General features: G+C 66.3%; 19 protein-coding genes. 14 read left to right on the forward strand and 5 right to left on the reverse strand.

Annotated features, from left to right (window positions below; translation table 11 throughout):
- Positions 1 to 397: 397 nt before the first annotated feature.
- The 4 genes from JX552_RS00310 (at position 398) to JX552_RS00325 (ending at position 6,737) form a co-directional block, all read left to right on the forward strand.
- A complete protein-coding gene (locus JX552_RS00310; RefSeq protein WP_205875573.1) occupies positions 398 to 3,469 on the forward strand; it encodes a replicative DNA helicase in 3,072 nt (1,023 codons plus the stop codon).
- Positions 3,469 to 3,951, forward strand: a complete 483-nt coding sequence (locus JX552_RS00315; RefSeq protein WP_205875574.1) for a hypothetical protein — start codon at positions 3,469 to 3,471, stop codon at positions 3,949 to 3,951. The genes JX552_RS00310 and JX552_RS00315 overlap by 1 nt, the downstream gene beginning before the upstream one ends.
- A 450-nt stretch (positions 3,952 to 4,401) precedes the next feature.
- Positions 4,402 to 5,253 (forward strand): lysophospholipid acyltransferase family protein, encoded by an 852-nt coding sequence (locus JX552_RS00320; RefSeq protein ID WP_205875575.1) that lies wholly within the window; start codon positions 4,402 to 4,404, stop codon positions 5,251 to 5,253.
- A 530-nt stretch (positions 5,254 to 5,783) separates the two neighbouring features.
- The gene (locus JX552_RS00325; RefSeq protein ID WP_205875576.1) at positions 5,784 to 6,737 is read left to right on the forward strand and encodes a hypothetical protein; all 954 of its coding nucleotides are present in this window, start codon (positions 5,784 to 5,786) and stop codon (positions 6,735 to 6,737) included.
- A gap of 273 nt (positions 6,738 to 7,010) precedes the next feature.
- On the opposite strand, the gene JX552_RS00330 is transcribed toward JX552_RS00325, so the two are convergent.
- Complete coding sequence (locus JX552_RS00330) at positions 7,011 to 7,502, reverse strand: TspO/MBR family protein (protein WP_205875577.1); 492 nt, start codon at positions 7,500 to 7,502, stop codon at positions 7,011 to 7,013.
- A 388-nt stretch (positions 7,503 to 7,890) separates the two neighbouring features.
- Here JX552_RS00330 and JX552_RS00335 point away from each other — a divergent pair, with 388 nt between their 5' ends.
- The 3 genes from JX552_RS00335 to JX552_RS00345 are packed head-to-tail and all read left to right on the forward strand — an operon-like array spanning position 7,891 to position 11,602.
- Positions 7,891 to 9,105, forward strand: a complete 1,215-nt coding sequence (locus tag JX552_RS00335; RefSeq protein ID WP_205875578.1) for a cytochrome P450 — start codon at positions 7,891 to 7,893, stop codon at positions 9,103 to 9,105.
- 59 nt (positions 9,106 to 9,164) lie between these two features.
- Complete coding sequence (locus tag JX552_RS00340; protein WP_205875579.1) at positions 9,165 to 10,391, forward strand: cytochrome P450; 1,227 nt, start codon at positions 9,165 to 9,167, stop codon at positions 10,389 to 10,391.
- A complete protein-coding gene (locus JX552_RS00345) occupies positions 10,388 to 11,602 on the forward strand; it encodes an FAS1-like dehydratase domain-containing protein (RefSeq protein WP_205875580.1) in 1,215 nt (404 codons plus the stop codon). The genes JX552_RS00340 and JX552_RS00345 overlap by 4 nt, the downstream gene beginning before the upstream one ends.
- On the opposite strand, the gene JX552_RS00350 is transcribed toward JX552_RS00345, so the two are convergent.
- Positions 11,591 to 12,640, reverse strand: a complete 1,050-nt coding sequence (locus JX552_RS00350) for a zinc-dependent alcohol dehydrogenase (RefSeq protein ID WP_205875581.1) — start codon at positions 12,638 to 12,640, stop codon at positions 11,591 to 11,593. The two genes, JX552_RS00345 and JX552_RS00350, sit on opposite strands and share 12 nt — an antisense overlap.
- Before the next feature lie 112 nt (positions 12,641 to 12,752).
- On the opposite strand from JX552_RS00350, the gene JX552_RS00355 reads away from it, so the two are divergent.
- Complete coding sequence (locus JX552_RS00355) at positions 12,753 to 13,529, forward strand: SDR family NAD(P)-dependent oxidoreductase (protein ID WP_205875582.1); 777 nt, start codon at positions 12,753 to 12,755, stop codon at positions 13,527 to 13,529.
- A gap of 108 nt (positions 13,530 to 13,637) precedes the next feature.
- On the opposite strand, the gene JX552_RS00360 is transcribed toward JX552_RS00355, so the two are convergent.
- Entirely contained in the window at positions 13,638 to 14,729 is a 1,092-nt protein-coding gene (locus JX552_RS00360; RefSeq protein ID WP_205875583.1) for an SDR family oxidoreductase, read from the reverse strand.
- A 138-nt stretch (positions 14,730 to 14,867) separates the two neighbouring features.
- Here JX552_RS00360 and JX552_RS00365 point away from each other — a divergent pair, with 138 nt between their 5' ends.
- Both JX552_RS00365 and JX552_RS00370 read left to right on the forward strand, forming a co-directional pair.
- On the forward strand, positions 14,868 to 15,740 hold the full coding sequence (locus JX552_RS00365) for an enoyl-CoA hydratase/isomerase family protein (RefSeq protein ID WP_241010788.1): 873 nt from the start codon (positions 14,868 to 14,870) through the stop codon (positions 15,738 to 15,740).
- A complete protein-coding gene (locus JX552_RS00370; protein WP_205875584.1) occupies positions 15,737 to 17,146 on the forward strand; it encodes an amidase in 1,410 nt (469 codons plus the stop codon). Before JX552_RS00365 ends, JX552_RS00370 begins: the two co-directional genes overlap by 4 nt.
- Positions 17,147 to 17,158: 12 nt before the next feature.
- Here JX552_RS00370 and JX552_RS00375 read toward each other — a convergent pair whose 3' ends face one another.
- Together JX552_RS00375 and JX552_RS00380 are read right to left on the reverse strand one after the other, a co-directional pair.
- Positions 17,159 to 18,187, reverse strand: a complete 1,029-nt coding sequence (locus JX552_RS00375) for a fused (3R)-hydroxyacyl-ACP dehydratase subunits HadA/HadB (RefSeq protein WP_205875585.1) — start codon at positions 18,185 to 18,187, stop codon at positions 17,159 to 17,161.
- An 85-nt stretch (positions 18,188 to 18,272) separates the two neighbouring features.
- Positions 18,273 to 18,941: a DUF998 domain-containing protein gene (locus tag JX552_RS00380; protein WP_205875586.1), complete on the reverse strand. Its 669-nt coding sequence runs from the start codon at positions 18,939 to 18,941 to the stop codon at positions 18,273 to 18,275.
- 80 nt (positions 18,942 to 19,021) lie between these two features.
- On the opposite strand from JX552_RS00380, the gene JX552_RS00385 reads away from it, so the two are divergent.
- From JX552_RS00385 to JX552_RS33075, 4 genes are all read left to right on the forward strand, one after another.
- Positions 19,022 to 19,657 carry a TetR/AcrR family transcriptional regulator gene (locus JX552_RS00385; RefSeq protein WP_205875587.1) on the forward strand — a complete coding sequence of 212 codons (636 nt, stop codon included), beginning with the start codon at positions 19,022 to 19,024 and terminating at the stop codon, positions 19,655 to 19,657.
- A gap of 302 nt (positions 19,658 to 19,959) precedes the next feature.
- Positions 19,960 to 20,775, forward strand: a complete 816-nt coding sequence (locus JX552_RS00390) for an SDR family NAD(P)-dependent oxidoreductase (RefSeq protein ID WP_205875588.1) — start codon at positions 19,960 to 19,962, stop codon at positions 20,773 to 20,775.
- Between the two features lie 27 nt (positions 20,776 to 20,802).
- Positions 20,803 to 21,840, forward strand: coding sequence for a glycoside hydrolase family 6 protein (locus JX552_RS00395; RefSeq protein ID WP_431196026.1), 1,038 nt, complete (start codon positions 20,803 to 20,805; stop codon positions 21,838 to 21,840).
- 641 nt (positions 21,841 to 22,481) lie between these two features.
- Positions 22,482 to 26,273 (forward strand): PE family protein, encoded by a 3,792-nt coding sequence (locus JX552_RS33075; RefSeq protein ID WP_205875590.1) that lies wholly within the window; start codon positions 22,482 to 22,484, stop codon positions 26,271 to 26,273.
- The last annotated feature ends 10 nt before the right edge of the window (positions 26,274 to 26,283 follow it).

Here is a 26,283-nt window from a genome sequence, read left to right on the forward strand (position 1 = left end):
CGACGTAACCTCGCATTAACTCCGCCAAAATGTGGTGGAAAACCAACACGCCCGGCGCGATAACCTGCGCCGACACGCCGTAGAAATTCTTGTCCACATGAAATCGGCGGCGTTGGATGGCGGTTAGCAGCAGTGATGGACAAAAAAGTCGCTTTGCTCCACAGGTTCTCCACACCCCGTTCAACACAGGCGTTCAACGATATGCACACTCGATCCACAGCTTCATAAACAGGCGCTGTTGGAGTCCTGTCCAGCAACGCTTACGTTTCTTCCGGCGCAGTGTGGGTGCGATCAGGCAGGCCGATAGGGCGGGGGGCGGGTGTCGGTGCGGTGACTTACGCTCTGAATACCAGTGATCGAATGTATGTTCGGTGGTTGAGTCGGAGGGAGGTGGCCTGTGGCGGTCGTCGATGACATGCCTCACCCGGGGATGGACACCCCGCCACCCAGTGAGGACTACGGTCGCCAGCCTCCCCAGGATCTCGCCGCGGAACAGTCGGTGCTGGGCGGGATGCTGCTGAGCAAGGACGCCATCGCCGACGTGTTGGAGCGGCTGCGGCCGAGCGACTTCTATCGCCCCGCCCACCAGAACGTCTACGACGCCATTCTCGACCTGTACGGCCGCGGTGAGCCGGCGGACGCCGTGACGGTGGCCGCGGAACTGGACCGTCGCGGGCTGCTCCGACGCATCGGTGGTGCACCGTATCTGCACACGCTGATCTCGACCGTGCCGACGGCCGCCAACGCCGGCTACTACGCGGGCATCGTCGCCGAGAAGGCGCTGCTTCGTCGCCTGGTCGAGGCGGGTACCCGGGTGGTGCAGTACGGGTACGCCGGCGCTGACGGGGCTGACGTAGCTGAGATCGTCGACCGGGCCCAGGCCGAGATCTACGAGGTCGCTGAGCGGCGCACCTCCGAAGACTTCGTGCCCCTGGAGGACCTGCTGCAGCCGACGATGGACGAGATCGACGCCATCGCCTCCAACGGCGGCATCTCGCGCGGTGTGCCGACCGGCTTCACCGAACTCGACGAGGTGACCAACGGGTTGCATCCCGGGCAGATGATTATCGTGGCGGCGCGGCCGGGGGTGGGGAAGGCACTGGCGCTCAACACGCCGCTGCCCACGCCGACCGGCTGGACGACGATGGGTGATGTCGCCGTTGGCGATGAGCTGCTCGACGCCGACGGAGCGCCGACCCTAGTCATGGCCGCCACCGAGATCCTGCTGGGCCGCCCCTGCTATGAGATCGAATTCTCCGACGGCACGACGATCGTCGCTGACGCTCAACACCTTTGGCCGACCGGTTACGGCATCCGCACGTCGGCACAACTGCGGAGCGGCCTGGACACCATCGTCCCCGCCGGCTCCGCTGGGCATCACGTCGCCGTTATGGCGCCGGTCCTGCAGATTGTGTCGGTCCGCCGTGTTCCGAGCGTTGCCGTGCGCTGCGTCGAGGTGGACAACTCTGCGCACCTCTACCTCGCCGGGCGCGGGATGGTGCCGACCCACAACTCAACCTTGGGGCTGGACTTCATGCGGTCGTGCTCCATCAAACACCGTATGGCCAGCGTCATCTTCTCGCTGGAAATGAGCAAGTCCGAGATCGTGATGCGGCTGCTGTCTGCGGAAGCGAAAATCAAACTCGCCGATATGCGTTCGGGCCGGATGACCGACGATGACTGGACCCGTCTGGCGCGGCGGATGAGCGAGATCAGCGAGGCGCCGCTGTATATCGACGATTCGCCGAACCTGACCATGATGGAGATTCGGGCCAAGGCGCGTCGGCTGCGGCAGAAGGCCAATCTGAAGCTCGTCGTGGTCGACTATCTGCAGCTGATGACGTCGGGCAAAAAGGTGGAGTCCCGACAGATCGAAGTGTCGGAATTCTCAAGGCATCTCAAGCTGCTCGCCAAGGAGCTCGAGGTTCCGGTAGTCGCGATCAGCCAGCTGAACCGCGGTCCCGAGCAACGCACCGATAAGAAGCCGATGCTGTCCGACCTTCGCGAGTCGGGTTGCGTGACTGCCGGGACCCGTATCCTCCGGGCCGATACCGGCGCCGAGGTCACCTTGGGTGAGCTGATGCGCACCGGAGAGCGTCCTCTGGTTTGGTCAGTGAACGAGCGGCTGCGGATGGTCGCCCGGCCAATGACGAATGTATTTCCGAGCGGGCACAAGGAGGTGTTCCGACTGCGGCTGGCTTCCGGGCGAGAGGTCGAGGCCACCGGCAACCACCCCTTCATGAAGTTAGAGGGTTGGACGCCCCTGGCGCAGTTGAAGATTGGCGACCGCGTTGCAGTGCCGCAGCGCGTGCCGGAGCCCGTTGACACGCAGCGGATGGACGATTGTGAAGTCATGCTGCTCGCCCACATGATCGGCGACGGGTCATGTGTGAAGCGTCAACCGATCCGCTATGCCTCGGTGGACGAAGCCAAGCTCGCCGCGGTGACGGTGTCGGCTGCCTATTTCGATGTGCGAGCCGTTCGCGACGACTACGCAGCCGCTCGGGTGACCACCCTGCGGCTGCCCGCGCCGAAGCGCCTGACGCACGGTCGACGCAATCCGATCGCGGTCTGGCTTGATGGGCTGGGTCTATTCGGTAAGCGCAGCTATGAGAAATTCGTGCCGGAAGCGGTATTCCGTTGTCCCAACGATCAGGTGGCGCTGTTCCTGCGGCATCTGTGGGCGACGGACGGGTCGGTGCGGTGGGACGCCAAGGTGGGCCAGGGACGCATCTACTATGCGTCCACAAGTCGTCGTCTCATCGACGACGTTGCTCAGCTGTTGCTGCGGATGGGTATTTTCGCGCGGATCAAACTGGCGAAGAAGCTCGGCTACCGGGACTCTTGGCACCTGTGTATCTACGGCACGGAGAACCAGGTCCGCTTCCTTCGCCATGTCGGCGTGCACGGCGGGAAATCGGTAGCCGGGCAAGAGGTGCTGTCCCACCTGGAAGCGGTCGTCCGCAATCCCAACCAGGACACTGTGCCGCTCGCGGTGTGGGATCGGGTTCGAAATGCGCTGTCCGTAAAGAAGATGACGCACCGGCAGTTCGCCGCGGCAATGGGCACACAATTCTGCGGGTCGATAATGTGGAAGCATTCGCCGAGCCGGTCGCGGTTGCACCGGGCAGCGGCGCTCTTGGCAGACAACGATATCCACGCGCTGGCGACCAGTGATGTCTTTTGGGACACCATCGTCGAAATCACCAGCATCGGCATACACGACGTATATGACGGGACTGTTGACGGCACGCACAACTTTGTGGCGAATGGGATCAACCTCCACAACAGTCTCGAGCAAGATGCCGACATGGTCATTCTGTTGAACCGTCCCGATGCCTTCGAGCGTGACGATCCGCGCGGGGGAGAAGCCGATTTCATTCTGGCCAAACACCGTAACGGGCCGACTAGGACGGTGACCGTGGCGCATCAGTTGCACTTGTCGCGGTTCGCCAACATGGCGCGGTAGTGCCCGCGTCCACCCACCAGCAGGGGGTGCGCGACGCCGTCAATGCCAGCGGCGGCCTCGGGGAGCCGTGGTGCGTCGACGGCGACCATGCGATACGGGTCGGCAACTTGATGCTGGTGATCGAAATGGACGACCTCGGCTGGGTCGTGATGGCGTACACGATCGATGGCGCAGAGGCCGACCTCTTCGCGGTGGTGGCTGCAGAAGACGGCAACCCGGCGTGGGTGGTTACCGATTGGCTGCGGGCCGCAGGAGGTGCTATGAGCTGGAGGCGCGTCAAGCCGGGTGTGTACAGCTCCGGCGGCTACCTTGTCGGCAGGCTTGACACCGGGGAATGGTTCGCAGAAGGTCCCGGCGTTGATCGGTGCTTCGACCACAAGAACGACGCTCAGGCTGCGTGTGCGGCTGCCCGCAGCCTGATCCCGCCGCTGCCGGTGAATCCCGGGCGGCGACGGGGCGGGCACCGTGGGTCGATCCAGTGAACGCCTGAATGATGTATTCGCTACTGACCGCGAGCGGCCGAAGAATTTCGGACAGCTGCACGACCTTGTGGTTGTCGGCTTCGCCATATGAATGCGACGGCGGTCCTCCTGCACCTCGATGAGAAAGACGGGAAGCCGCAGATCACGCATTGTGGCGTGGGCCATGAACCCCAAGAATGTCCAGCGCAGAACCAGGGGGGACGAACCCGCCGCAATTTCGCGGGCAGCCCGTGCCAGGTCGGGCCCTGCCCGTGGGCGGGGTGCCTCGGGTTCGAGGAGCAGCCGGACGCAGGCCACGGTGTGAAGCTAACGGTGGCGCAATGGTTTTCCCAAACCTAGGACCTACCCGCCGGCACTGAAGATTGTTCAGTACTGAGAAGCCCATTGGCCTTCGAATCCTTGACGATACTGTTGTCTCCAGTTCTTGCCGAGGCGAAAGGTGTCCAGGGTATGGCGCTTGAGGAAGATCGCGACGAAGTCGAACAACTTGCAGATGCGCTGCTTGCGGAAGTCGAACGGGGCGCCGAGGACGGGAACTCCGGTTTAGATAAGGCCCTTGCTGCGTTCCGACGCCGGGCAATCGACTTTGTGCGACGCTACAACCGACTGCAGATCGACTATGAGACCGAGACATTTGACAGCCCAGTGCTTTTCGTCGCCAACCACGGATTCGGCGGGATCTTCGATCTCAATGTGCTGGCCACCGGTGCCGCGCTGGAGGACCTGGCGCTGGACCGACCGCTCAGCTTCCTCACCCATCAACTGGCATGGACTCTGGGTGTGGGGCCCCTGGTCGAACAACTCGGGTCCCGGCCGGCCAGCCACGAAAGTGCGCGCCAGGCGTTCGAAGAGGGCCACCACGTCGTTGTGTTCCCCGGCGGAGACCTCGACGCCTTCAAGCCGTTCTCCGACCGCAACCAGGTCATCTTCGGGGGGCGCAGCGGGTTCGCGAGACTGGCAATCGAACAGCAGGTGCCCATCGTCCCAGTCGTCACCGCGGGCGCCGGCGAATCGTTGCTCGTGCTCGCCGACGGTGAACGACTTGCACGCGTCTTGCGGCTGGACAAGCTGTTCCGGATGAAGGCGCTGCCGATCTCCCTCTCCCTGCCGTGGGGACTGAGCGTCGGCGGGGTGGGACTCCTCCCGTACTTGCCGCTTCCCACCAAACTGCGCACGCGGGTACTTCCGGCCACTCAGGCGCGGCCCGGTGAGGATGCCGAACTCTTCGCTACGCGAATCCACACCGCGATGCAGGATGCGCTGACCGAAATGACGAAGAACCGACGGCCCCTTATCGGTTGAGGGCGACCCTGCCGCCGTATGGCCAGAAAGATTTCACCTCAACATAATTCGTCCCGATGGGTCAATAGCTCGACAATTTCGCCGAAGAAACGGCGGTGGCCAGGCGCTGCAGGCGGGTACGTGTCGCAGGAGCGAGGCGCGCGAGGCCGGCCTCCGATGTCTTGCATACGGAGCGGGGAGACGAGCTGCCTGCAGCGCCTGGCGCGCAGCTTGGCGAATCGTCCGCCGGTCGCCCTCGTACGGTCCGAATACAGTCACCAGGTGGCAAGCCGCCGAACTGTGGTCGAGGGGAATTGCGGGATGCTGCGAGGTCTGAAATCCCCAACGCCGGAGACTGATCCCACACAGCAATGACAACCGAGAATTGGGCGGGATACTTCAAACGCGTAAGCCGTTCGCGCAAACTCAGTTTCGTCTCCAACACCGCTTATGAGGTGAAGGGCGTCTACCTCGCCCAACTGGAAGTCCGGCGTCGGCGCAGCACCGAGGGCGACGAGGTGCAACTGGGATGGCAGTGCGCGATCAAACCCGTGGTGCTCGATGACATCCTCTGGGAGGCATTCATCCCCAACACCGACCTCGGCGGTGCGCGCGCACGGCGAAATCTCAAGATCAAGGGCGCTTTCATTGTCGATCCGCTGAGGATCAATGAGGGCGTGATCTCAGTCGCTCGGCCCGACGACCTCGACGCGACTGTTGGCCTGGTGATCGACCAGTTCGTCACTGCGACCGCACAATTCACTGACCGCTATCCCACGGTTGCTGACTATGCCACGGCACTAGAGCAACAGATACCGGAAAACCAACGGTCCTGGCCCCGCAATCGACTTAGGCAGATCGTCACCCTCATCGCCGCCGACCGCCGAGAGGAGGCCGTCGACCTGGCCGATTCTGAAATCGCGCGCGGTGAAACCGGACCTTACACGGGGTCGATTCTCGGTAGTGGTCACTCCGACGGTGTCTTCCAACACCTGTCGCTGCACTGCAAACCCGCGCAGGCGTCGACCGCCTATCTGGCCAGCCGCAAGCCCTCGCACCGTTTTCGGATACTCGCCGAAACTGACGGTTACCGTCGGGACGGGGAACTCGCGCACGGTTTTGCTCGCCATCGCGACGCACTCCAGCTCCTGCGTGACTTCACCGGCACCAGCCTGTGGGGCATGATCTTGTCACCACTGCCCGACACCGAGAACTTGCAGTACCTTCAGGCAGTCGGCCGTGCTGACGCGATGACACTCGAAATCTGTGCACCAAGCGGTCCGCCGGCTTCGGAATCGACGCGCTCAGTCATCGGACACCGCGCCGCCTCACCCAGCGTCGAGCGAGTGATCATCGAGCTGCCGCACAGCACCGAAGTCATCAGCGGGGATGAGGTGTTTGCCGCTGAGGAAGCAATCGAAGTTTTCCAAACCTACTACGACACAGGCACTATCAGCTCTGGCTACACGCTGCGACCGGTAGAGGTGCATCCCAACTCGGGCTAGGAGATCCGGCATCTTGCCGCCACGCGACGACAACAACTCCTCCACCGTCAGATCGGTCACGCGCCGACCGGCCGCGATGAGCCTTCGTTGGCGATCACCGCTGGCGCCAAGACGATCACCCACCCGACCCATCGACCCCGATCGCGTCGGCACACCGCGGTGCTCGGCGGGCAGGAAGTCGGCGTCCAGCGCCGGGAAGACGTTGCGTGCTCCCACTAAGTGAGTTCAGCCTGTTCTGGCGTCGTGGGGCTCTCGAACCCGCATCCAGGCTCCTCACCTGTTCAGTTGCCACACGGCCAGATTCAGACAGAGTGCGAACGTGGTCCACAGGAGATAAGGCACCAGCAGCCATCCGGCTACGGCACTACGGCGAAAGAACAGCACGACGGTGGTGATCAGCACTGCACACAGAATTGCGATATCGATCAACGCGATGCCCCGCCAGCCGAGTCCGAAGAACAACGGGGTCCAGGCCGCATTGAGGGCGAGCTGCGCGGCGTAAGCGCCCAGCGCGCTCCGGGTCGCGCCGACGGGTCCGCTGCGCCACACCAACCAGGCCGCCACTGCCATCAACGCATAGAGGGTGGTCCATACCGGTCCGAACAGCCAGGCAGGTGGCGCCCACGACGGTTGCCGCAGCCGGCCGCACTGCTGAGCGCTATTGGCGGCGAGCCCACCTGCCGCGGCGGTGAGCGCGACGGCGAGCAACGACAAACCCAGCGCTAGGAAATTCCTGACTCCCTGGCGATTGGCGGCATCGACCATGCGACCACGGTAGCCGCCCCGTTCGCCCGCCCGCGGCCGGGCCGATTCACGGGCTGCCATCGCCTCATGCGATTAACGCGGTGACATTCAGCTCGACTTAACGCACCGCCGCCGGTTACTCCGGCGGGCGCATGAATACTGGTCGAAAATCACTGCACCGCAATAGAAATGTGAGCCCAGTATCGAACCTCTGGTTGGCGCCGAGCACCGGAGATCCCGGCACAATTGCCGTTAACCGCCATTCACCAGAACAAAGACTCGTGTAGCATCCCGGTTCTGATTCACCACACCCGATGGTCGTTTTCTAGGCGGTGCATTCAATGGAGCAAGCTCGCTACGACTGGTCACAATTGACCGCTGCAGGCACGCCGGCGGTGCGGGGCGCTCGATGACCGCCACCGTCGACCCCGCCGAGTTCTTCAGCGACGCGGCCATTCAGGATCCCTATCCGCTGTACGCGCGGTTGCGGGCCGATGGCGGCGTTCACCGCGTCGGAGATTCCGACTTCTACCTGGTCAGCAGTTGGCCGGCGATCACCGATGTGGTCACCCGGCCCGAGGTCTTCTCTTCGAATCTCACCGCCACGATGACGTTCGCCCCGGACAAAGGGGTCGTCCCCTTCCCGATGGAGGGCGTGGGCGGCCGAACGCACATTCTGGTCACCGCCGACGACCCGGTGCACGCCGCGCATCGCAAGTTGATGGTGGGCCTGTTCACCGCCAAACGGGTGCAGGCCCTGCAACCCTTGATCGTCCAGGTCTTCGAAAGTCTCTGGGCCGCAACGGCTGACGGCGGCACCATCGAGTGGATGGACGGCGTGGCCAACCGGCTGCCGATGACCATCGTCGCCGACCTGATCGGTGTCCCCGAAGCCGATGCCGACCAGCTCGCGCGGTGGGGTTATGCCAGCACTCAACTGCTCGACGGGCTGATGTCGGGCGACGAATTGGCCGCATCGATGGCCGCTATCGGCGAGCTGAGCACCTACATCACGTCGAGCCTGAAACAGGCCGCGGCCGACCCGGGTGACGACCTGATCGGTGTGCTGGCGAAGGCGCAAGCAGCCGGCGACCTGGACGCCTTCACCGCCCAACTCATCCTGGTCTCGCTGTTCAGCGCCGGCGGAGAGTCGACGGCATCGCTGCTGGGCACCGCGGTGGATATCCTCGCCGGCGATTCAGACCTGCAGCAGAGACTCCGCGACCACCCCGACCTGCTCGGGGCCTTCATCGAGGAGACCCTGCGACTCGAGTCCCCGTTCCGCGCGCACTACCGCCATGTCCTGAGCGACACGGAGTTGGCCGGTACCGTGTTGCCGAAGGACTCCCGGGTCCTGCTGCTGTGGGGCGCGGTCAACCGCGACCCCGAACATTTCCAGGCACCGGATGAATTCCGACTGGACCGCCCGAACAGCAAGGCGCATACCAGCTTTGGCAAGGGCATCCACTTCTGCCTGGGTGCTCCGCTGGCGCGGCTCGAGGCCACCACCGTGCTGCGGATGCTGCTGGACCGGACCGAGTGGTTCGAGGCGGCCGAGGTCGGTCCATGGCTGCCCAGCGTGCTCGCCCGTCGGCGAGAATTCCTGCAGTTGACCTTCAAGTGAATGCGGCGGACCTGCGCGCCTCCTGATGGCATACCAGAGGGCCGAGAAGGAGGGCTTCGATGACAGACAACTTCGCCACGGTTGACGAAGCGGTGCCCTTCTTCCCCGCAGCGCGGGTTGACCCTTTCAGCGCGCCGCCGCGGTACACAGAGTTGCGCGCCGCCGGTGGGCTGCACAGAGTGACCATTTGGGACGGATCCCAGCACTGGCTGGCCACCCGGTACTCCGACGTCCGCGCCGCGCTGACGAATCCGGCCATGAGCCCCGATGTGCGACGCGCGGGATTCCCACTGATCTATCCGAATCAAATCGCAATGGAAGGCGGGGTCTGGTTCCGTCTGGACGATCCCGAGCACGCGCGACTGCGGCGCATGCTGTCGCACGAATTCAGTCTCAAACACACGCGAACTCTGCGTAAGACCTTGCTAGAGCTGGTAGACGAACTCATCGACGACATGTTGCGTTCCGGCGGTCCCGCCGACTTCGTGCAGGCTTTCGCGCATCCGCTGCCACTGCGGGCGATCTGCGCGATCCTCGGTGTGCCGCGTGCGGACCACACGCTGATCGAACGCAATGCGTACGCCCTGAGCGACCTGGACATGACAGCCGAACAGCAGCAGCGGGCATTCGACGACCTGGTCGCCTACAACCGCAGCCTCCTGGAACGCAGACAACATCACCCCGCTGACGACATGACAAGCCGCCTGGTGCACGAGCACAGCGGCGATGGCGGCCACTCGTTGAATGAACTGGCCGTGCTGATGTTCTTCCTGATCGCCGCCGGATACGTGAGTACCGCGAACATGCTGGCGTTAGGCGCACTGGCGCTGCTGCTTGACGACTCTCAACGGGAGCGGTTGCGAGAGCAGCCCGAGCTTGCCGCCGGCACGGTCGAGGAAATGCTGCGCTTCTGGAGTGTCATCTCCACCGACCCCCGTCGTATTGCGCTGCAGGACACCCAACTCGGTGGGCAGCCGGTGCGCGCGGGCGAAGGTGTCATCGTCTCACTCATCGCGGCAAACCATGACCCGGACGCGTTCGGCACCGATGCCGAACACGTCGACATCACCCGTACATCGCGCCAGCACCTGGCACTCGGTTTCGGCAGCCACCTGTGCCTGGGGCAGAACCTGGCCCGAGCCGAGCTGGAGATTGCCTGGTCGCGATTGCTGCAGAGGATTCCCGATCTACGTCTCGGGGTAGCGCCAGAGGATGTCGAATTCATGGACCACGCAATCGCTTTCGGGGTGAAGTCGTTGCCTGTCGACTGGGACGGCGCGCGATGACATCTTCCGAGTCGGCCGAGGCCGCGCGATGGGCAGAGCAGGTGAACGCCTATGTGGCCGAGCTCAACGCAATTGCCGGCCGACGCGGTCCGGCGCCCTTGTTCACCGAAGGTCCGTTCGCATATCCGTTTGTCAGATCACAGATCACGCAAGACCTGTTCGATGTCTGCGCGCGGGCAGTGGGCGACACCAATCCGTTGTGGAATGATCCCGCGTACGGTGCGGCCTCACCCTGGGGTTCCACGATCGGTCAGCCGCTCTTGGAAGCGTGTCTGTCCGAGCGCAGTTCGCAACCCGAGCCGCCGCCCATTCCGGGATGGAACGTGCTCTTGGGCGGAACGCAGCGCACCTATCACCAACCGTTTCGCCCGGGTGACGTGATTCGGGGCGAGGACGTGTGGCTCGGACTCGAGGAGAAGACACGCCCAGGCAAGCCCTATCGGCTTTTCATTCAAAATACCGAACGTCGCTACATCAACCAGCACGATCGGGTGGTGGTGACGCTGTCCGGTCAGGCCGCCATCACCGCTTCTCCACCGACGGCCTCGGGTGTTGCGGCGGGCCCAGATTTCAGCAATAGGAAGCGCCGGCGTTACACGCCGGACGAATTAGCCTCCGTACGTGCCGATTACGAACGAGAGCTGTCCGGGGAGGCACGCCGCGGCGCGACTCCCCGGTTCTGGGAGGACGTCGAGGTCGGGCAGTCCGTCGTCGGCGGCGCCAAGGGTCCATATGACATCAGCGACGCTGTCTCTTTCGCCGGTGCCATCGCCATCTGTGCGGGATTTGCAGCGAAGTGGCGCGAAGTGGCCGCCAACACCGCTGACGCGCTTGCCGATCCGGAGACCGGTGCTCCACACCACGTGATCGACTGGCACTTCGATGACCGGTTCGCGCAGTTGCGCGGGGTCCCCTACGCACCCGCGTTCGGCACCCATATGGAGATGATGCTGGTGCACGCCGTCACCAACTGGATGTCGGACCATGGTTTTGTCACCTATGTCGACATCCAACTCCGGTCAATGCTCATGATGGGCGAAATCAGCTATACGGCGGGCAAAGTGGTCGACAAGCGCCGCGATGGTGAGCGTTATCTCGTCGAGCTGGACATGACGTCGCGAACACTGGACGGCGTGCCCTACGCCAAGGGAAAGGTGATTGTGGACCTGCCTTCGCGCGACGGTTACTCGCCGGCGAAGTCAGGGGTGTAGTTCATCGGCAAGTGTCACCATGACTTTGCCGCATTCCCGGCTCTGGCTCAGCAATTCGATGGCGGTGTCAACCTGGTCAAGCGTGAACCGATGAGTGATCAGTGCTGACAGATCCCGACGGGTCAACAGGTCGACGGCGTCTGCGAACCGGGCCGGGTACTCCATCGAGCCGCGAATGGTCAACTCCTTCATCAGGACATTGAGGAAGTTCACCGGGACCGCCTGGTAGTGCAACGCCACCACGCTGATACGAGCGCCCGGTCCAGCCCGATCGATGATGTCGGTGAGTACCGCATCCGACCCGGACGCCTCGATGTATGCGTCGGTTGCCGGTGCGTGTCCGTAGGCCAACGACCGCGTCCCGTGCAGGCGTGACAGTTCGCGCCACACCTTGGTCTGACTCGGATCGATCGATGCCGACGCACCCAGGGCCTCGGCGAGCCGTCGGCGCTCCGCCGAAAGGTCCACCGCCACGATCCCGCTCAAGCCACGATCGGCCAATGCGGCGATTGCGGCCAATCCAATTGGTCCGCAACCGAACACGGCGACAGTATCGCCGGAATCCACGGCTGCCTGTTCGGCGGCGTGCATCCCCACCGCCAGCGGCTCCGCCAGCGCCGCGACGTCCAGTGGCATGTCGTCAGGGACGCCGATAAGCCGACCCCCGTCGGCCGCATCCCGGACCAGCACCACGTCGGACAGTCCACCGGCGGCGCTGCCGCCGCCGATGCGGCCGGAGACGTCGTTGCCCGGGTGGACGACGACCCGTTGGCCCGGTCTCACCCCGTCGACCTCGGCTCCGACCTGCCGCACCACGCCGGCGAACTCATGCCCGAGTGGCATCGGTTCCCCGCCTGGACCGGCCAGCCCGCCGAGGCGGATATAGGTGAGGTCGCTGCCGCAGATGCCGCAGGCATGTACCTCGACGAGCGCGTCCCGCGGACCGCAGGAGGCCATGTCCACCCGATCCAGCGACACCGTCCCTGGCGAATGGACGCGGACCTGCCGGGTAGTGGGAGCAGAAGGCACGGATGTCATTAGCCCGCGACCCTAAGCCCAAGGGTGTCGTTCGGACAAGGTCTGTGAGGTTCGAGGGTTCCTTCTGCACGGCCCGGCAGGCGTCGACCCGGCGACACGTAATGTGCTCAGCGTGGATATCAATGGAGCTAGCGCAATCGTCACCGGTGGGGCCTCGGGTATCGGGGCCGCGACCGCACGCCAACTCGCCGCCAAGGGCGCCCGGGTCGTCGTCGCGGACTTGCAGGCAGAACGTGGGCAGGAACTGGCGCACGAGATCGGCGGCGTGTTCGTCAGCGTCGACGTGACGAACACCGAGCAGATCGAGGACGCGGTCAACACCGCAGCCGACCTCGGCCCGCTACGGGCACTGGTGAACTCGGCGGGTGTGGGCTGGGCGCAGCGCACCATCGGCAAGGACGGCGAATTCGCTTCCGCGCACAATCTGGACGCCTACAAGAAGGTGCTCGCCATCAACCTGGTCGGCACCTTCGACTGCATCCGCCTGGCCGCCACGATGATGAGCCGCAACGAGCCGACCGACAGCGGCGAGCGTGGTGCCATCGTGAACATGACCAGTGTCGCCGCCTTCGACGGCCAGATCGGTCAAGCGGCCTATTCGTCCTCCAAGGGCGGCGTCGTCGGGTTGACCCTGCCGGTGGCGCGCGACCTGTCCGCGGTCGGCATCCGCGTCAACACGGTGGCCCCCGGCCTCATCGACACCCCCATCTACGGCGAAGGCGAACACGCCGAGGCATTCAAGGCGAAGCTCGGGCAGTCGGTGCTGTTTCCGCACCGCCTGGGCAAGCCCGACGAATTGGCTTCCATGGTGGTCGAATTGATCACCAACTCCTACATGAATGCCGAGGTGGTCCGCGTCGACGGCGGTATCCGGATGCCTCCGAAGTAGAAAAGCCCGCGCGGCTGGCGCGGGCGCCCGCAAGTCGCCTACGACGCGCCGCTGTGGCCGGCAGTTCACGCTCGCTCGCGAACCCCGCGGAAGGCCGACGCGCGCCGACTAACGTTTCGGGAGTCCCGGAATCCGTTGCACCAGACCATCGTCGAGCATCTGCTGGAAGTGATCGGTGATCGTCTCGTCGACCGGCCGGTAGGTCAACCCCAGCTCCTCCCGGCTACGCGAGTTGTCGAACGCCAACGGGTAGCCGACGTTGCGGTCGACGAACTTTCGGGTGATTCCGAGAACCGGAGCGATCGACTTGAAGACCACCTTGGGCAAGGTTGTCCTCGGAAACGCGTAGAACGGCCCGAAACCTCGGCGCAAAACCTTCCCGATTTCCAGGAAGGTCAAAGTGTCAGCGTTGGCGATGTAGCGTCCGTGTGCTTCGGGAGTGAAACCGGCGCGCAGGTGGGCTTCCGCAACGTCGCGAACGTCCACGATGCCGGTGGCCATGTCTGGCGCGCCGGCCAGCATGGTGCCGTCGTAGAACTGCTTCATCGTGCTCAGGCTGGCCGAGTCGCTGCCACTGGTCATCGACGGGCCGAGCACCAATCCCGGATGAACGGTCACCATGTCCCAGCGCTGCTGCGCCTGCTGGTAACGCCAGGCCTCCCGCTCGGCCACCGTCTTGGAGTAGGGGTATGGCTGGTGGTCGGCGCTGCTGGTGGTGTTCCAGTGTTCCTCGGTGAAAACCCCGTCGGGAACATCCTGTGACTCGCGGGCGTCGCCGTAGATCGCGACCACACTGCTGGTCAGCACCACGCGTTTGACGCTGTCGGTGCGGTTGACCGAATCCAGCACGTTGCGCGTGCCCTCCAGCGCCGGGCGGACCAGCGCCTCTTCGGCATCCTTGAAGCCGGAGATGAGGAACGGCGATGCGATGTGCATGACGAGCTCGCAGCCCTGCATCGCTTTGTCGAAGCTGCCGGCTTCCAGTAGGTCGGCCTTGAACAGTTTCAGCCGGCCGGGATGGTCGTCGGAGAGCTTGTGCAGATGCTCGAGACCGGAGGCCTTGTCGGGATTGCGCACCGTTCCGTGGACGGTGTGTCCGGCTTCGAGCACCGTACGCACGATCCAGCTGCCGATGTAGCCGCTGGCGCCCGTGACGAGCACCGGCGCGGCAGGGTCGATTGTGGTCGGGGATCGGCTCATGGAGGGTTGTTCCTCTCTCGCGGGACACGCAAAGCGCTATTGCTCGGACCCTAGCGCGATGAGGCGCAGGAATATACCGGGGCATGCGCGGCAACAGATTGGTGCCTGCAATCAAGGGCGGTCACTACACTGACCGTCGTGCCCAGGACAGACACGCCCGACGGCGGGCAACACGGCGTCCGCCAGCTGATGCAGAGCGACCCGCCGTCGGATGCTGTCATCGATCGCGTTGCCCTGCAACGATATCGAGGTGTCGCGGTCGTCACCCTGAGTCATCCGCAAGCGCAGAATGCATTGAATCTGGCGAGCTGGCGCCGCCTGAAGCTGCTGTTCGACGATCTCGCCACCGAAACCGAGCTGCGTGCGATCGTAGTTCGCGGGGCAGGTGGGAAAGCGTTCGCCGCCGGCGCGGACATCAAGGAATTCCCCGACACCCGGAGCACGGTGGCGGATGCCACCAATTACAACGAGGCCGTAGCCGCCTGCTTGAGAGCCTTGACCGCAGTACCGGTTCCGGTGATCGCGGCAGTCCGTGGGCTCGCCGTGGGCGGCGGCTGCGAGCTGAGCATGGCCTGCGATGTCCGCATCGCAACCGACGATGCGCGATTCGGCATCCCGTTGGGCAAGCTCGGCGTCATCCTCGGTTTCACCGAGGCAGAAACCGTCGCGCGCCTCATCGGTCCGGCAGCGCTCAAGTACTTGCTGTTCAGCGGCGAGCTGATCGACGTGACCGACGCCGCACGCTGGGGGCTTGTCCAAAAGGTGGTTCCGTCAGACGAATTGGCGGACGTGACGGCTGAACTCGTCGGCCAGATCTGTCGGCAGTCCGCGGTGACGATGCGGGCGTCAAAGGTGGTGGCCAACATGTGCGGCCGAGCTTTGACCGGCGCCGACACCGACGCCTTGATCCGATTCAATGTCGAAGCCTACGGGGGAGCCGATGTGCGAGAAGGGGTGGCAGCTTTCAACGAGCGACGTCCACCGCACTTCGATGGCAGCGCAACAATGTGACCTCGCGACGCGAACTTGACGACGGGATCTGGAAACTCGAACTCACCGAACTCGCCGAACTGATTCGCACCCGACAACTGAAGTCGGAGGACGTGACAGATTCGACGCTACGCCGAATCGAAAGGCTAGATCCGCGACTGAAGAGCTACGCATACGTCACCGCGGATGCCGCACTGAGCGCGGCGCGTGCCGCCGACGCGGATATCGCGCGGGGACGGTACCGCGGCGCCCTGCATGGCGTGCCGATCGGGGTGAAAGATCTGTGCTACACGGTCGGAGCTCCAAATGCCTCGGGTACCAGTATCTTTCGTGATTTTCATCCGTCTTACGACGCCACTGTGGTCGCCCGGCTGCGCACCGCCGGCGCGGTGATCCTAGGTAAGCTAGCCATGACCGAGGGGGCCTATCTCGCCTATCACCCCAGCGCTGCAGTACCGGTCAATCCCTGGAACCCGGCAGCTTGGGCGGGGGTGTCGTCGAGCGGTTGCGGCGTTGCCACGGCGGCAGGACTGTGCTTCGGCTCGATCGGATCCGATACCGGGGGATCGATCCGATTCCCGGCTGGCGCCTGTGGCGTGACCGGGATCAAGCCGACCTGGGGCCGGGTGAGCCGACACGGAATCGTCGAGTTGGCAGGGAGTTTCGACCACGTCGGACCGATCGCTCGGACCGCTCGTGACGCCGGGACATTGCTGACGGTCATCGCGGGATTTGACCGCGACGACCCCAGTGCATCGCAGGTGCCCACCATGGACTACGCCGCTGACCTGACCTTGACCCGGTCGCCCCGCGTCGGAGTGGATTGGGCACAACTGGCCGCATCCGACGAGGACACCAGGTCGATGCTGGGGCTGGTGGTCAAGACGCTGACCGGACTCGGCTGGTCAGTTCTCGACATCATGCTGCCCGAACTCGAGCGCGTGGTGGCGGCCTTCGCCGTGCTGAGGGCGGTTGAGACGGCCCGCGCGCACGCCGAAACCTATCCGGCCCGCGCTGACGAATACGGTCCGGTCTTTCGCGGAATGCTGGAGGCCGGGCGCACCGTGACCGCGGAGGACCACCACAGGTGCGTCCGGCGACGCCGCGAATTCACCGCGGCGGTGCGGCGGGTGCTCGACGATGTGGATCTGCTGTTGCTGCCCAGCCGGGGGATCGGACCAGCGACCGCGGCGGCGATGCAGGCACTGGGACAGGACGCGGCGTTGACCGCTGCGGTGGCCCTACCGACCGCGCCGTTCAACGTGAGCGGCCACCCGGCGATCTGTCTGCCGGCCGGTGTCACGCGTGACGGGATCCCGATCGGTTTCCAGTTCGTCGGCAGGGAGTTTCAGGAGGGGTTATTGGTGGCGGCTGGCCATGCATTTCAACAGGCCACCACATTCCATCGCCGCCGCCCGGATGTGTGAGCTGGCGGATCGTCAGCTGAACCGCACGTTCAACGTCGCAAGACCAAAGATCTTCCGGCCTGCTGACTTGGCGCCGACGATGATGACGCCGGAACGCGTTTCGGGGTCCAGCGATTTGATACGGCCGCTGAATTCGATGTCCGCGCCCTCGAGGGCCGAGACGATGGCCGGCTGAGACAGCCGCACCGCGAAGCGCGTCACCGCACCGGGGTCGCCCGTCCACGCGGAGGCGAAGCCGGCGCCCAGGCCCATGGTGAGCATGCCGTGGGCGATGACGTCGGGCAGCCCTGCTGCCTTCGCGAGGGTCTCGTCCCAGTGAATCGGGTTGGCGTCGCCGGCTACGCCGGCGTAGTTCACTAGGTCGCCGCGGGACAGTCGGGTGTGGCGCACCGGTAGCTCGTCGCCGACCTTCAACTCGTCGAAGGACGGCGTACCTGGCGTTCGGGCAGTGTCCTCGGCGATCCTGACCTCGCCCTCGGGACGCACCGTCTTCACGTAGTCGGCGTCGGATTGATCGGTGTCGAGGATGTTGACGTCGTGCATCATCGCCTTCTGCACCGCGGCCTTGACCGCCGGGTCGAAGTCCTCGGCGGTGATCCCGACGACCGTGGTGTGCAGGGTGTGTACCCGTTCTCCGGCCGTGTCGGTGTAAGTGTTGGTCACGGTGATCATGTCCCGTCCGGCGATCCTGCGCACCGACGTCAGTTCGACGTCGATGCTCAGCTCGTCGCCGGCCACGATCGGACGGTGTTGCTCGAAGACTTCCTCAGTCTGCAAGTACGTGTCGTAGCCGACGACCACCGACTCGAACATGCGGCGATTGCAGGTCATGCCCGGGACCGACGTGAACGTCAACGGCGCCACCAGCCCCGAATAGCCCAGTTTCGCGGCGGCGTCGACGTCCCAGTGAGCGGGGTGATAGTCCTGCACCGCGCGGGCGTACTCGCGCACCTTCTCGCGGCCCACCTCGTAGGTGTAGTCCATCTGGTAGTAGTGGCCGACCCGAGATTCGAGCGTCGATGCCTCTGCGGCTGTGGTCATGAATGTTCGCCCAACTGTTCTATCGGCTTGTTGGTCGAGGCCGACCCCAGCACACTATCGCGCCGACGGTCAGCAAACAGCGCCGCTACGGGCGGCCGACGCCGCGGTAGAGCTTGACGCTGATCGCCGCGAGCCAGGCCCAGGCCAGCACGACGGCCGCGGTGAAGGCCAAAATCGACGCGGTGCCCCCGGACCCGGAAGCCAATGCGACGAAGCTGCCCGCGAACGCTGCGCCGGTGAAGCGCGAGAACCACGCCCAGCCGGACCCACCCGGCGTCCGCGTGAACCATCCGCCGAGAACAAAGCACCCGGCGACCAGGCAGGCGAATCCGACACTCGCGACCGCGAAGTGGGCCATTCCGTGCCAGCTGGGCTGGCCGATGCCGGGCGGCGTGCCGGGGGGAAACCCGTCCGACGGGTCGGCGGGGAAGATCGCGGCGACCATCAGCGCGAGCCCGTACCCGCCGAGCAATCCGCCCGCCCACTGCGAGCGGCGGCCGCTGCCGAGTGCGCGCCGGACGCCGACGGCCGCCGCGATCGTCATCGCGCCCGTGACCAGGAAGGTCGCGACTTGGATCCATCCGAGGTCCCCGGTGGCGAGCTGGCTGGCCGCATGCCGAGTCGGGTCGAAACCGTCGCGAGTTGCCGCTTGGGTGGCGATCGACACCACAGAAAAGGGACCGGCGATGACGCCATATCCCAGCAGCGACTTCGTGATGCGGCCGGGCAGAGGTGGGCAGTCGGTCGTGCTCATCGCGTCCTCCGTGTCACTCTTAGAACTAGACCGTACAGTACCAAAGAACTAGACTGTCCAGTACTACTCGAAAGAGTGCAATGACCGAGCCAGTCGGCCGTTCGGCCCGAAAGCGCCTGACCATCTTGTCTGCGGGCCGCGAACTGTTCCTGGGCAACGGCTACCAGGGCACCAGTGTCGACGCGATCGCTGCGTCCGCCGCTGTCTCCAAGCAGACGGTGTACAAGCACTTCGGTGACAAACACCAGCTGTTGATGGCCATCGTGACCGACGCGCTGGATACGACCGTGTCCGCGTTCGTGGAACGCGCGTCGACCCTGGCTGAAACGACCGACCTGGAGCGCGACCTGACCGCGTTCGCCGCCGACTATCTGCGCGCGGTGCTGCAAGAGCATGTGGTGCAGTTGCGGCGGCTGGTGGTCGGGGAGGCCAATCGCCTGCCCGACCTTGCTGCGCTCTACTACGAACGGGCTCCCGGCAGGATGTTCTCGGCTCTGGCCGACTGTTTTTCCCGGCTGGACCAGCGCGGTCTGCTCGAGGTTCCAGAGCCGGCAACCGCCGCAGAGCATTTCGCGTTCCTGGTGGTTGGGCGGTGCATCGACCGGGCGCTGTTCAGCGGCGGCCCGCAGGTGGAATCCGACATCGACGTCGACCACCGCGCGCGGTCCGGCGTGCGGGTGTTCCTCGCGGGTTATCGGCCGGGCGGACGACCGTAATCCGGAGCGCTCATGGCTGCGGTGGTCAGAGCGCCGTCAGCGGGTGCGTGGCGCCTGCCGGCCGACGAAGGGAAAACCCGATCGGGTGCGCCCGGCGCCTGCCCGACAAGATAAGCCCGGCGAACAGCCCAATAGGGTTGTGGCCCCGGGCTTCTCCCGAGAGGGGTAGGTAGCCGAGGTCCGGAGGGCAGAGCGGTCCGCGCCGCCAAACCCATCGCTGCGGTACAGCCTCCGGACCCGATGAGATAGAACGGTAGGAGCTACCCCATCGCTTCACCGAAGATGCCCAGAGGAGCTCAGTCATGGAATCCGTCAAGGGGAAGAACGTTCTCGTCACCGGCGCCGCTATGGGCCTCGGCAAGCTGTTCGCCACGCAGGCCGTCAAGGAGGGCGCTGCCTCGGTGGTCCTTTGGGACGCCAACGAGACCGCACTGAAGGAGACGGCGACCGAGTTGGAGGCGGCCGGGGGCACCATCCACTACGACACCGTCGACGTCACCTCACAGGACCGGGTCGCCGAGGCCGCGCGGCAGGTTCGCGACACGGTCGGGACGATCCACGTACTGTTCAACAACGCCGGCATCGTGCGCGGCAACGGTTACTTCTGGGAGAACGAGCCGCGCGATTTCACGCTCACGCTGGAAGTCAACTCCATCGGCCCCATGCTGGTGGCCCGCGAATTCCTGCCCGCGATGATCGAGGCCGGCACCGAATGCCGCCTCGTCAACATCGCGTCGTCGGCCGGTCTGAACGCCATCCCTCGCATGGCCGCCTATGCGGCTTCCAAGTGGGCGGCCATCGGCTTCTCCGACTCCGTCCGGCTCGAGCTCGAACAGGCCGGTCACGACCAGGTCAAGGTCACCACCGTGTGCCCGACCTACATCAATACCGGCATGTTCGAAGGCGCGAAGGGCATCCTGTTCACCCCGATGCTCGAGCAGGCAGACGTCGTCAGCGAGACCTGGAGGGCGATGCTGCAGGGCAGCCCGTTCGTCGTCATCCCATGGACGTCAAAGATGAACAAAGTGCTCAGCGCCGTGCTGCCGATCCGGCTACGCGACTTCTACCTACGGCGCGTCGGCGTCTACAACTCCATGGACGAGTTCACCGGGCACTGACCCGCACGCTGTCGCCGACAATTGGCGATTATCACAGTTCGGCATTATTTTACTGGCGTGACGTCAACAGCTGCGGGTGTAGTTTCTCGGTGGATCGCTCCTTTCTTGACCGTCGCGGCCGTCGCCGCCATGGGTCTGTCTGGCCCGGCGCCGACCACGGCTACCCCACCGATGCGGTTGGTCGACTCGTCGAATCCGTTGGCGGGACAGTCCTTCTACGTCGACCCGGCGTCGGCGGCGATGGCGGCGCACAACGCCAATCCGGGGAGTGCGCAGCTGGCCGCCATCGCCAGCACACCGCAGGCTTACTGGCTGGACCAGGCATTTCCTGCCGGTTCAGTCGGCGGTCGGGTCGCGTCGTACGCGGGCGCGGCGCAGTCCGCCGGCAGCATGCCGATCTTCGCGCTCTACGGCATCCCGCATCGTGACTGCGGTAGCTACGCATCCGGCGGGTTCTCGTCGGGCGCGGACTACCGCGCGTGGATCGACAGCATCTCCTCCGGGCTTGGCGGCTCGCCCGCCGCGATCATCGTCGAACCCGATGCCCTCGACATGGCCGACTGCCTGTCGGCAGACCAGCGCCAGGAGCGCTTTGACTTGATCCGCTACGCGGTCGACACCTTGACGCGTGACCCGGCCGCGGCGGTGTACGTCGACGGTGGACACTCCCGCTGGTTGAGTGCCGAGGAGATCGCCAACCGGCTCAACCAGGTCGGTGTCGGCCATGCGCGCGGATTCAGCCTCAACGTCTCGAACTTCTTCAGCACCGACGAGGAGACCGGTTACGGCGAAGCGATCTCCGGAATGACCGGCGGAGCGCACTACGTGATCGACACCTCGCGCAACGGCGCCGGACCCGCGCCCGACTCCGCCCTGAGCTGGTGCAACCCGTCCGGTCGCGCCTTGGGCACCCCGCCCACCACGGCGACGGCGGGCGGGCACGCCGACGCTTATCTGTGGGTCAAGCGCCCCGGTGAATCCGACGGATCTTGCAACGGAGGGGCCGCAGCCGGCCACTTCGTGAGCCAGTACGCCATCGATCTGGCTCAGAACGCCGGCCGGTAAGGCGTTTCTAACTTCGCAGGCGGGCGCCCCGCGCGTTGACCTGCGGGGCAGAGCACCCGATCGGCTGTCGGGCGCCGGAAGCCGTCTATGTCGGCGACGTTCTGTTATGGCGACCTGTTCCTGACGCCGCCGACTGCGGCGCCTGATTTTCTGTCGTTCGCCTCGGCGAGTCCGCCGAAACGTCGGTGCCCAGTCGGGCACGCGACGGATGCCAAGGACAATCAGATTGGCGTCCGTCCACTACCGAATACGAATTCAGTATGTCCTTTTCACGTCGTTATCGGTGGCCTCGCAAATATCTTGGAATGGAATTCTGAGTTCAAACCCACCGCGGTGCTGCGGTGAGGGTTACGCAAGTGCGCTGAAGAGTTCGTGGTGTCCCCGGCATCGGCGCCCAAGGTAGCTGCACCTTTCGGTGTCGCCATGTGAAACATGAAAGATGCTGGTGACTGGCCATCTCGATGTCCGCGCTCGCCTGGCTGACCTCCGAGTGGGCGACACCGGTACCTGCTCGACCGCCGGTTATTCGTGCCGTCGCCGCTCTGGATTAAAGATAACGGCGATCGGTGGAAAACCTGCGCCAAGGGGAGTAGCGTGCGCGGCGCAGTTTTGAATAAGCCCGATCAGGCCCGGAGGCCACAATGTCGTCTTTGGTGATTGCAAATCCTGAGTATTTGATTGCGGCGGCGGGTGACGTGGCCGGAGTCGGGGACGCCGTTCGGGCGGCTGGTGCGACGGCGGCACTGTGGACCACCCAGATCGCCCCGCTGGCAGGGGACGAGGTGTCCGCGGCCGTCGCGAGATTGTTCGGCGCGCATGCGCTGGATTTCCAAACCCTGAATGCGCGTATGGCGCTGGGATACACCGGTCTGGCGCAGAATCTGCTGACAGGTGCGGGGGCTTATGCGGCGGCGGAGGCGGCGAGTGCAGCTTCGCTGCAGACACTGGCGCAAGACTTGCAGAGTCTGGCGGCTTTCGACCCGGTCAGGATTCTGACGGGACGCCCGTTGATCGGCAATGGCGTCAGCGGGGCGCCGGGTACCGGGCAGGCCGGCGGAGACGGCGGCTGGCTATGGGGCAATGGAGGTGATGGCGGGTCGGGTGCCCCCGGACAGGCGGGTGGCCATGGCGGATCGGCCGGATTGTGGGGTGCCGGTGGGGCCGGCGGTGCCGGCGGGAACGCCACGACCCCAGGCGGGTCCGGCGGGGTCGGCGGAGCCGGCGGAGCGAACGGTCTGATCGGCGGCGGCAACGGCGGGGTGGGCGGTGCCGGGGGGACCGGCGGGGCCGGTGCGGCCGGCACCCTCCAGGCGGGAGGGACAGGCGGCGACGGCGGCGCCGGTGGAGCGAACCGGCAGCTGGTGTCGCTGTTCGGGTCTGCCGGAGCTGGCGGGATTGGCGGCACCGGCGGAGCCGGTGCGATCGGCGCCGCGGGCGCCGTAGGGCCCAGCGGCATGGTCGGGCACACCGGAGGAGTGGGCGGGGCCGGTGGGACCGGCGGGGTCGGCGGTGTCAGCCAAGCGCTGATCGGCGGCGCTGCTGGTGCGGGCGGCACTGGCGGCCTGGGCGGCGCGGGTGGCACGGGCGGGCACGGTGCCGCCGCAACAATCCCTGGCACCGCCGGCGGTGACGGCGGGGTCGGCGGTGGTGGTGGTAGCCCCGGCGCCGGTGGCGCCGGGGGAGCTGTAACAGCACCCTTGAACTTGGGGGGGAGCGCGGGCGCCCACGGCGCCAATGGTGTCGGCGGCGCCGGTGGTACCGGGGGCAGCGGGGGAAGCGGCGCGAACGGGTCCGATGGTGTGTCCGGCATCGCTCCCACCGCAGGCAAACAGGGCGGACAAGGCGGCGCGGGCGGCGCCGGCGGATCCAGTGGGGCGGGCATCAACGGTGTCGGCGGAGGCAGCGGGGGACAGGGCGGCGTCGGTGGCGCAGGCGGAACTGGTGGCCTGGGTGGCTCCGACACCAACGGCACGGGCGGAAACGGAGCCTCCGGTGGGCAGGGCGGCACCGGTGGGTCCGCAGGCGCGGCCGGGGCCGGAACCGACGGTGGGGCGGTCGGCAGCATCGGTACCGGCGGTGTTGGTGGGCTCGGCGGTAACGGCGGAGCGGGAGCCGACAACAGCTTTGCCGGGGCCTCCGGGGCGAATCCGCAGGCGGGTAACCCGGGTGGCCAGGGCGGCGCCGGCGGCCAGGGCGGTTCGGGTGGTGCCGGCTTCAACGGCGTCGGGGGTGGTGCCGGCGGCAAGGGCGGCGTCGGTGGATCCGGCGGCGCGGGCAGCAATGGCGGCGACAACACCGGTAACACCGGTGGAAGCGGCGCCGAGGGCGGGCAGGGCGGTACCGGTGGAGCCGCGGGAGCAGCGGGCAAAGGCACCGACGGCGGCGCGGTCGGCAGCATCGGTACCGGCGGTGTTGGTGGGCTCGGCGGTAACGGCGGAGCGGGAGCCGACAACAGCTTTGCCGGGGCCTCCGGGGCGAATCCGCAGGCGGGTAACCCGGGTGGCCAGGGCGGCGCCGGCGGCCAGGGCGGTTCGGGTGGTGCCGGCTTCAACGGCGTCGGGGGTGGTGCCGGCGGCAAGGGCGGCGTCGGTGGATCCGGCGGCGCGGGCAGCAATGGCGGCGACAACACCGGTAACACCGGTGGAAGCGGCGCCGAGGGCGGGCAGGGCGGTACCGGTGGAGCCGCGGGAGCAGCGGGCAAAGGCACCGACGGCGGCGCGGTCGGCAGCATCGGTACCGGCGGTGTCGGTGGGCTCGGCGGTAACGGCGGAGCGGGAGCCGACAACAGCATTGCCGGGGCCTCCGGGGCGAATCCGCAGGCGGGTAACCCGGGTGGCCAGGGCGGCGCCGGCGGCCAGGGCGGCGATGGCGGTGCCGGCGGGGGCGCCGGTGGAAAAGGCGGTATCGGTGGCAGGGGCGGCGCGGGCAGCGATGGCGGCGACAACACCGGTAACACCGGTGGAAGCGGTGCCGCGGGCGGGCAGGGCGGTACCGGTGGGACCGCGGGAGCAGCGGGTAAAGGCAACAGCGGCGGCGCGGACGGCACCGCCGGCACCGGAGGTGTCGGCGGGCTCGGCGGCAACGGCGGCCGTGGTGGCACCGGCGTCGACGGCACCTCGGACGCCAGCCCTACCGCCGGTGGACAGGGTGGTCAGGGCGGTGCAGGCGGCAGGGGTGGCGACGGCGGTGCCGGCTTCGGGAAGTCGGGTGGCGGAAATGGCGGCAAAGGCGGCATCGGCGGTGCCGGCGGCACCGGAGGCCTGGGTGGCACCAATACCGCCTTCGCCGGCGGGGCGGGTGCAGCCGGGGGCCAAGGTGGTACCGGTGGCACCGCGGGCGCGGCGGGCAACGGGACCGATGGCGGCCTAGCGGGCAGCATCGGTAGTGGTGGGACCGGGGGCCTCGGTGGCAATGGGGGCGATGGCGCACAGGGAGCCGATGGCATCTCGGCGAAGGCCCCTATTGAAGCTACGGCGGGCGGTGTCGGTGGCACCGGCGGCGCCGGAGGTGCCGGAGGCGCTGGGGGAGCCGGGTTCGAGGGCGTCGGCGGCGGCGCTGGCGGCAGTGGGGGTAACGGCGGGAATGGCGGCAGGGGCGGGCCTGGTGGTGCCGACATCACCGAAGCCCCCGGCACCGTCAGTAAGGCTGGCGGCCGAGGCGGCACCGGCGGCGCCGGCGGCGCAGGCGGCGCGCCAGGTGCGGGCAACACCCTCGGCGGTCAGGGCGGCAACGGCGGCAACGGCGGCAACGGCGGCGTCGGCGGCGCCAACAACTCCGGCACCACGTTTCCCGATGTTGGATTCTCGGGTGGGGGCGGTGGTGGAGGCGCCGGCGGCCATGGCGGTGACGGCGGAGGCGGTGGCGCCATCGGCGGCAACGGCGGCAACGGCGGTAAAGGCGGCACCGGCGGCACGGCGACCAAGCCCAGCACCGGCGCCATCGCCGGAGGGGGCATCGGCGGCGGTGGCGGCGGAGGAGCTGCTGCTTCCGGCGCGGCCGGCGGTCGAGGAGGCGGTGGCGGTGGCGGTGGCGGCGGCGCGGCTATGGACACCGTCGCCTACGGTGGAGGTGGCGGGGGAGGGGGCGCTGCCGGCGGCCCCGGTGCCCTTGCCGGGAACGGCGGCTCGGGAGGTGATTCCTCGAGCTTCGACGGCAACGGCAATCCGCTGAACGCCCATGGCGGCCGGGGCGGCGCCGGCGAGATCGGTGGCCGCGGTGGCGGCGGTGGTGGCGGCAGCGCCGTGTCGGCCAGCGTTCGCTCGAACGGGGGTAACGGTGACGACGGGATAGACGGCGGTGACGGAGGAAGAGGCGCACTGAACAACTTTGGCCAGACCGGCGGTAACGGCGGACGCAATTCCCTCGGTGCAGGCGGCAACGGGGGCGCGTCGTTGATCAACACGGCGATGGGCGGTGACGGGCAATCCGGTTGATGTGCCCGCG

Origin of the sequence: Mycobacterium gordonae (assembly GCF_017086405.1) — a bacterium.
Classification (GTDB): Bacteria; Actinomycetota; Actinomycetes; order Mycobacteriales; family Mycobacteriaceae; genus Mycobacterium; species Mycobacterium gordonae_D.

Excerpts from the sequence above, each read along its gene's own strand:
- JX552_RS00335 (WP_205875578.1), top strand. The coding sequence starts at position 7,891 with ATGACCGCCACCGTCGACCCCGCCGAGTTCTTCAGCGACGCGGCCATT.
- JX552_RS00380 (WP_205875586.1), bottom strand. The coding sequence starts at position 18,941 with ATGAGCACGACCGACTGCCCACCTCTGCCCGGCCGCATCACGAAGTCG.
- JX552_RS00375 (WP_205875585.1), bottom strand. The coding sequence starts at position 18,187 with ATGACCACAGCCGCAGAGGCATCGACGCTCGAATCTCGGGTCGGCCAC.
- JX552_RS00330 (WP_205875577.1), bottom strand. The coding sequence starts at position 7,502 with ATGGTCGATGCCGCCAATCGCCAGGGAGTCAGGAATTTCCTAGCGCTG.
- JX552_RS00385 (WP_205875587.1), top strand. The coding sequence starts at position 19,022 with ATGACCGAGCCAGTCGGCCGTTCGGCCCGAAAGCGCCTGACCATCTTG.
- JX552_RS00340 (WP_205875579.1), top strand. The coding sequence starts at position 9,165 with ATGACAGACAACTTCGCCACGGTTGACGAAGCGGTGCCCTTCTTCCCC.
- JX552_RS00345 (WP_205875580.1), top strand. The coding sequence starts at position 10,388 with ATGACATCTTCCGAGTCGGCCGAGGCCGCGCGATGGGCAGAGCAGGTG.
- JX552_RS00350 (WP_205875581.1), bottom strand. The coding sequence starts at position 12,640 with ATGACATCCGTGCCTTCTGCTCCCACTACCCGGCAGGTCCGCGTCCAT.
- JX552_RS00390 (WP_205875588.1), top strand. The coding sequence starts at position 19,960 with ATGGAATCCGTCAAGGGGAAGAACGTTCTCGTCACCGGCGCCGCTATG.
- JX552_RS00360 (WP_205875583.1), bottom strand. The coding sequence starts at position 14,729 with ATGAGCCGATCCCCGACCACAATCGACCCTGCCGCGCCGGTGCTCGTC.
- JX552_RS00320 (WP_205875575.1), top strand. The coding sequence starts at position 4,402 with ATGGCGCTTGAGGAAGATCGCGACGAAGTCGAACAACTTGCAGATGCG.
- JX552_RS33075 (WP_205875590.1), top strand. The coding sequence starts at position 22,482 with ATGTCGTCTTTGGTGATTGCAAATCCTGAGTATTTGATTGCGGCGGCG.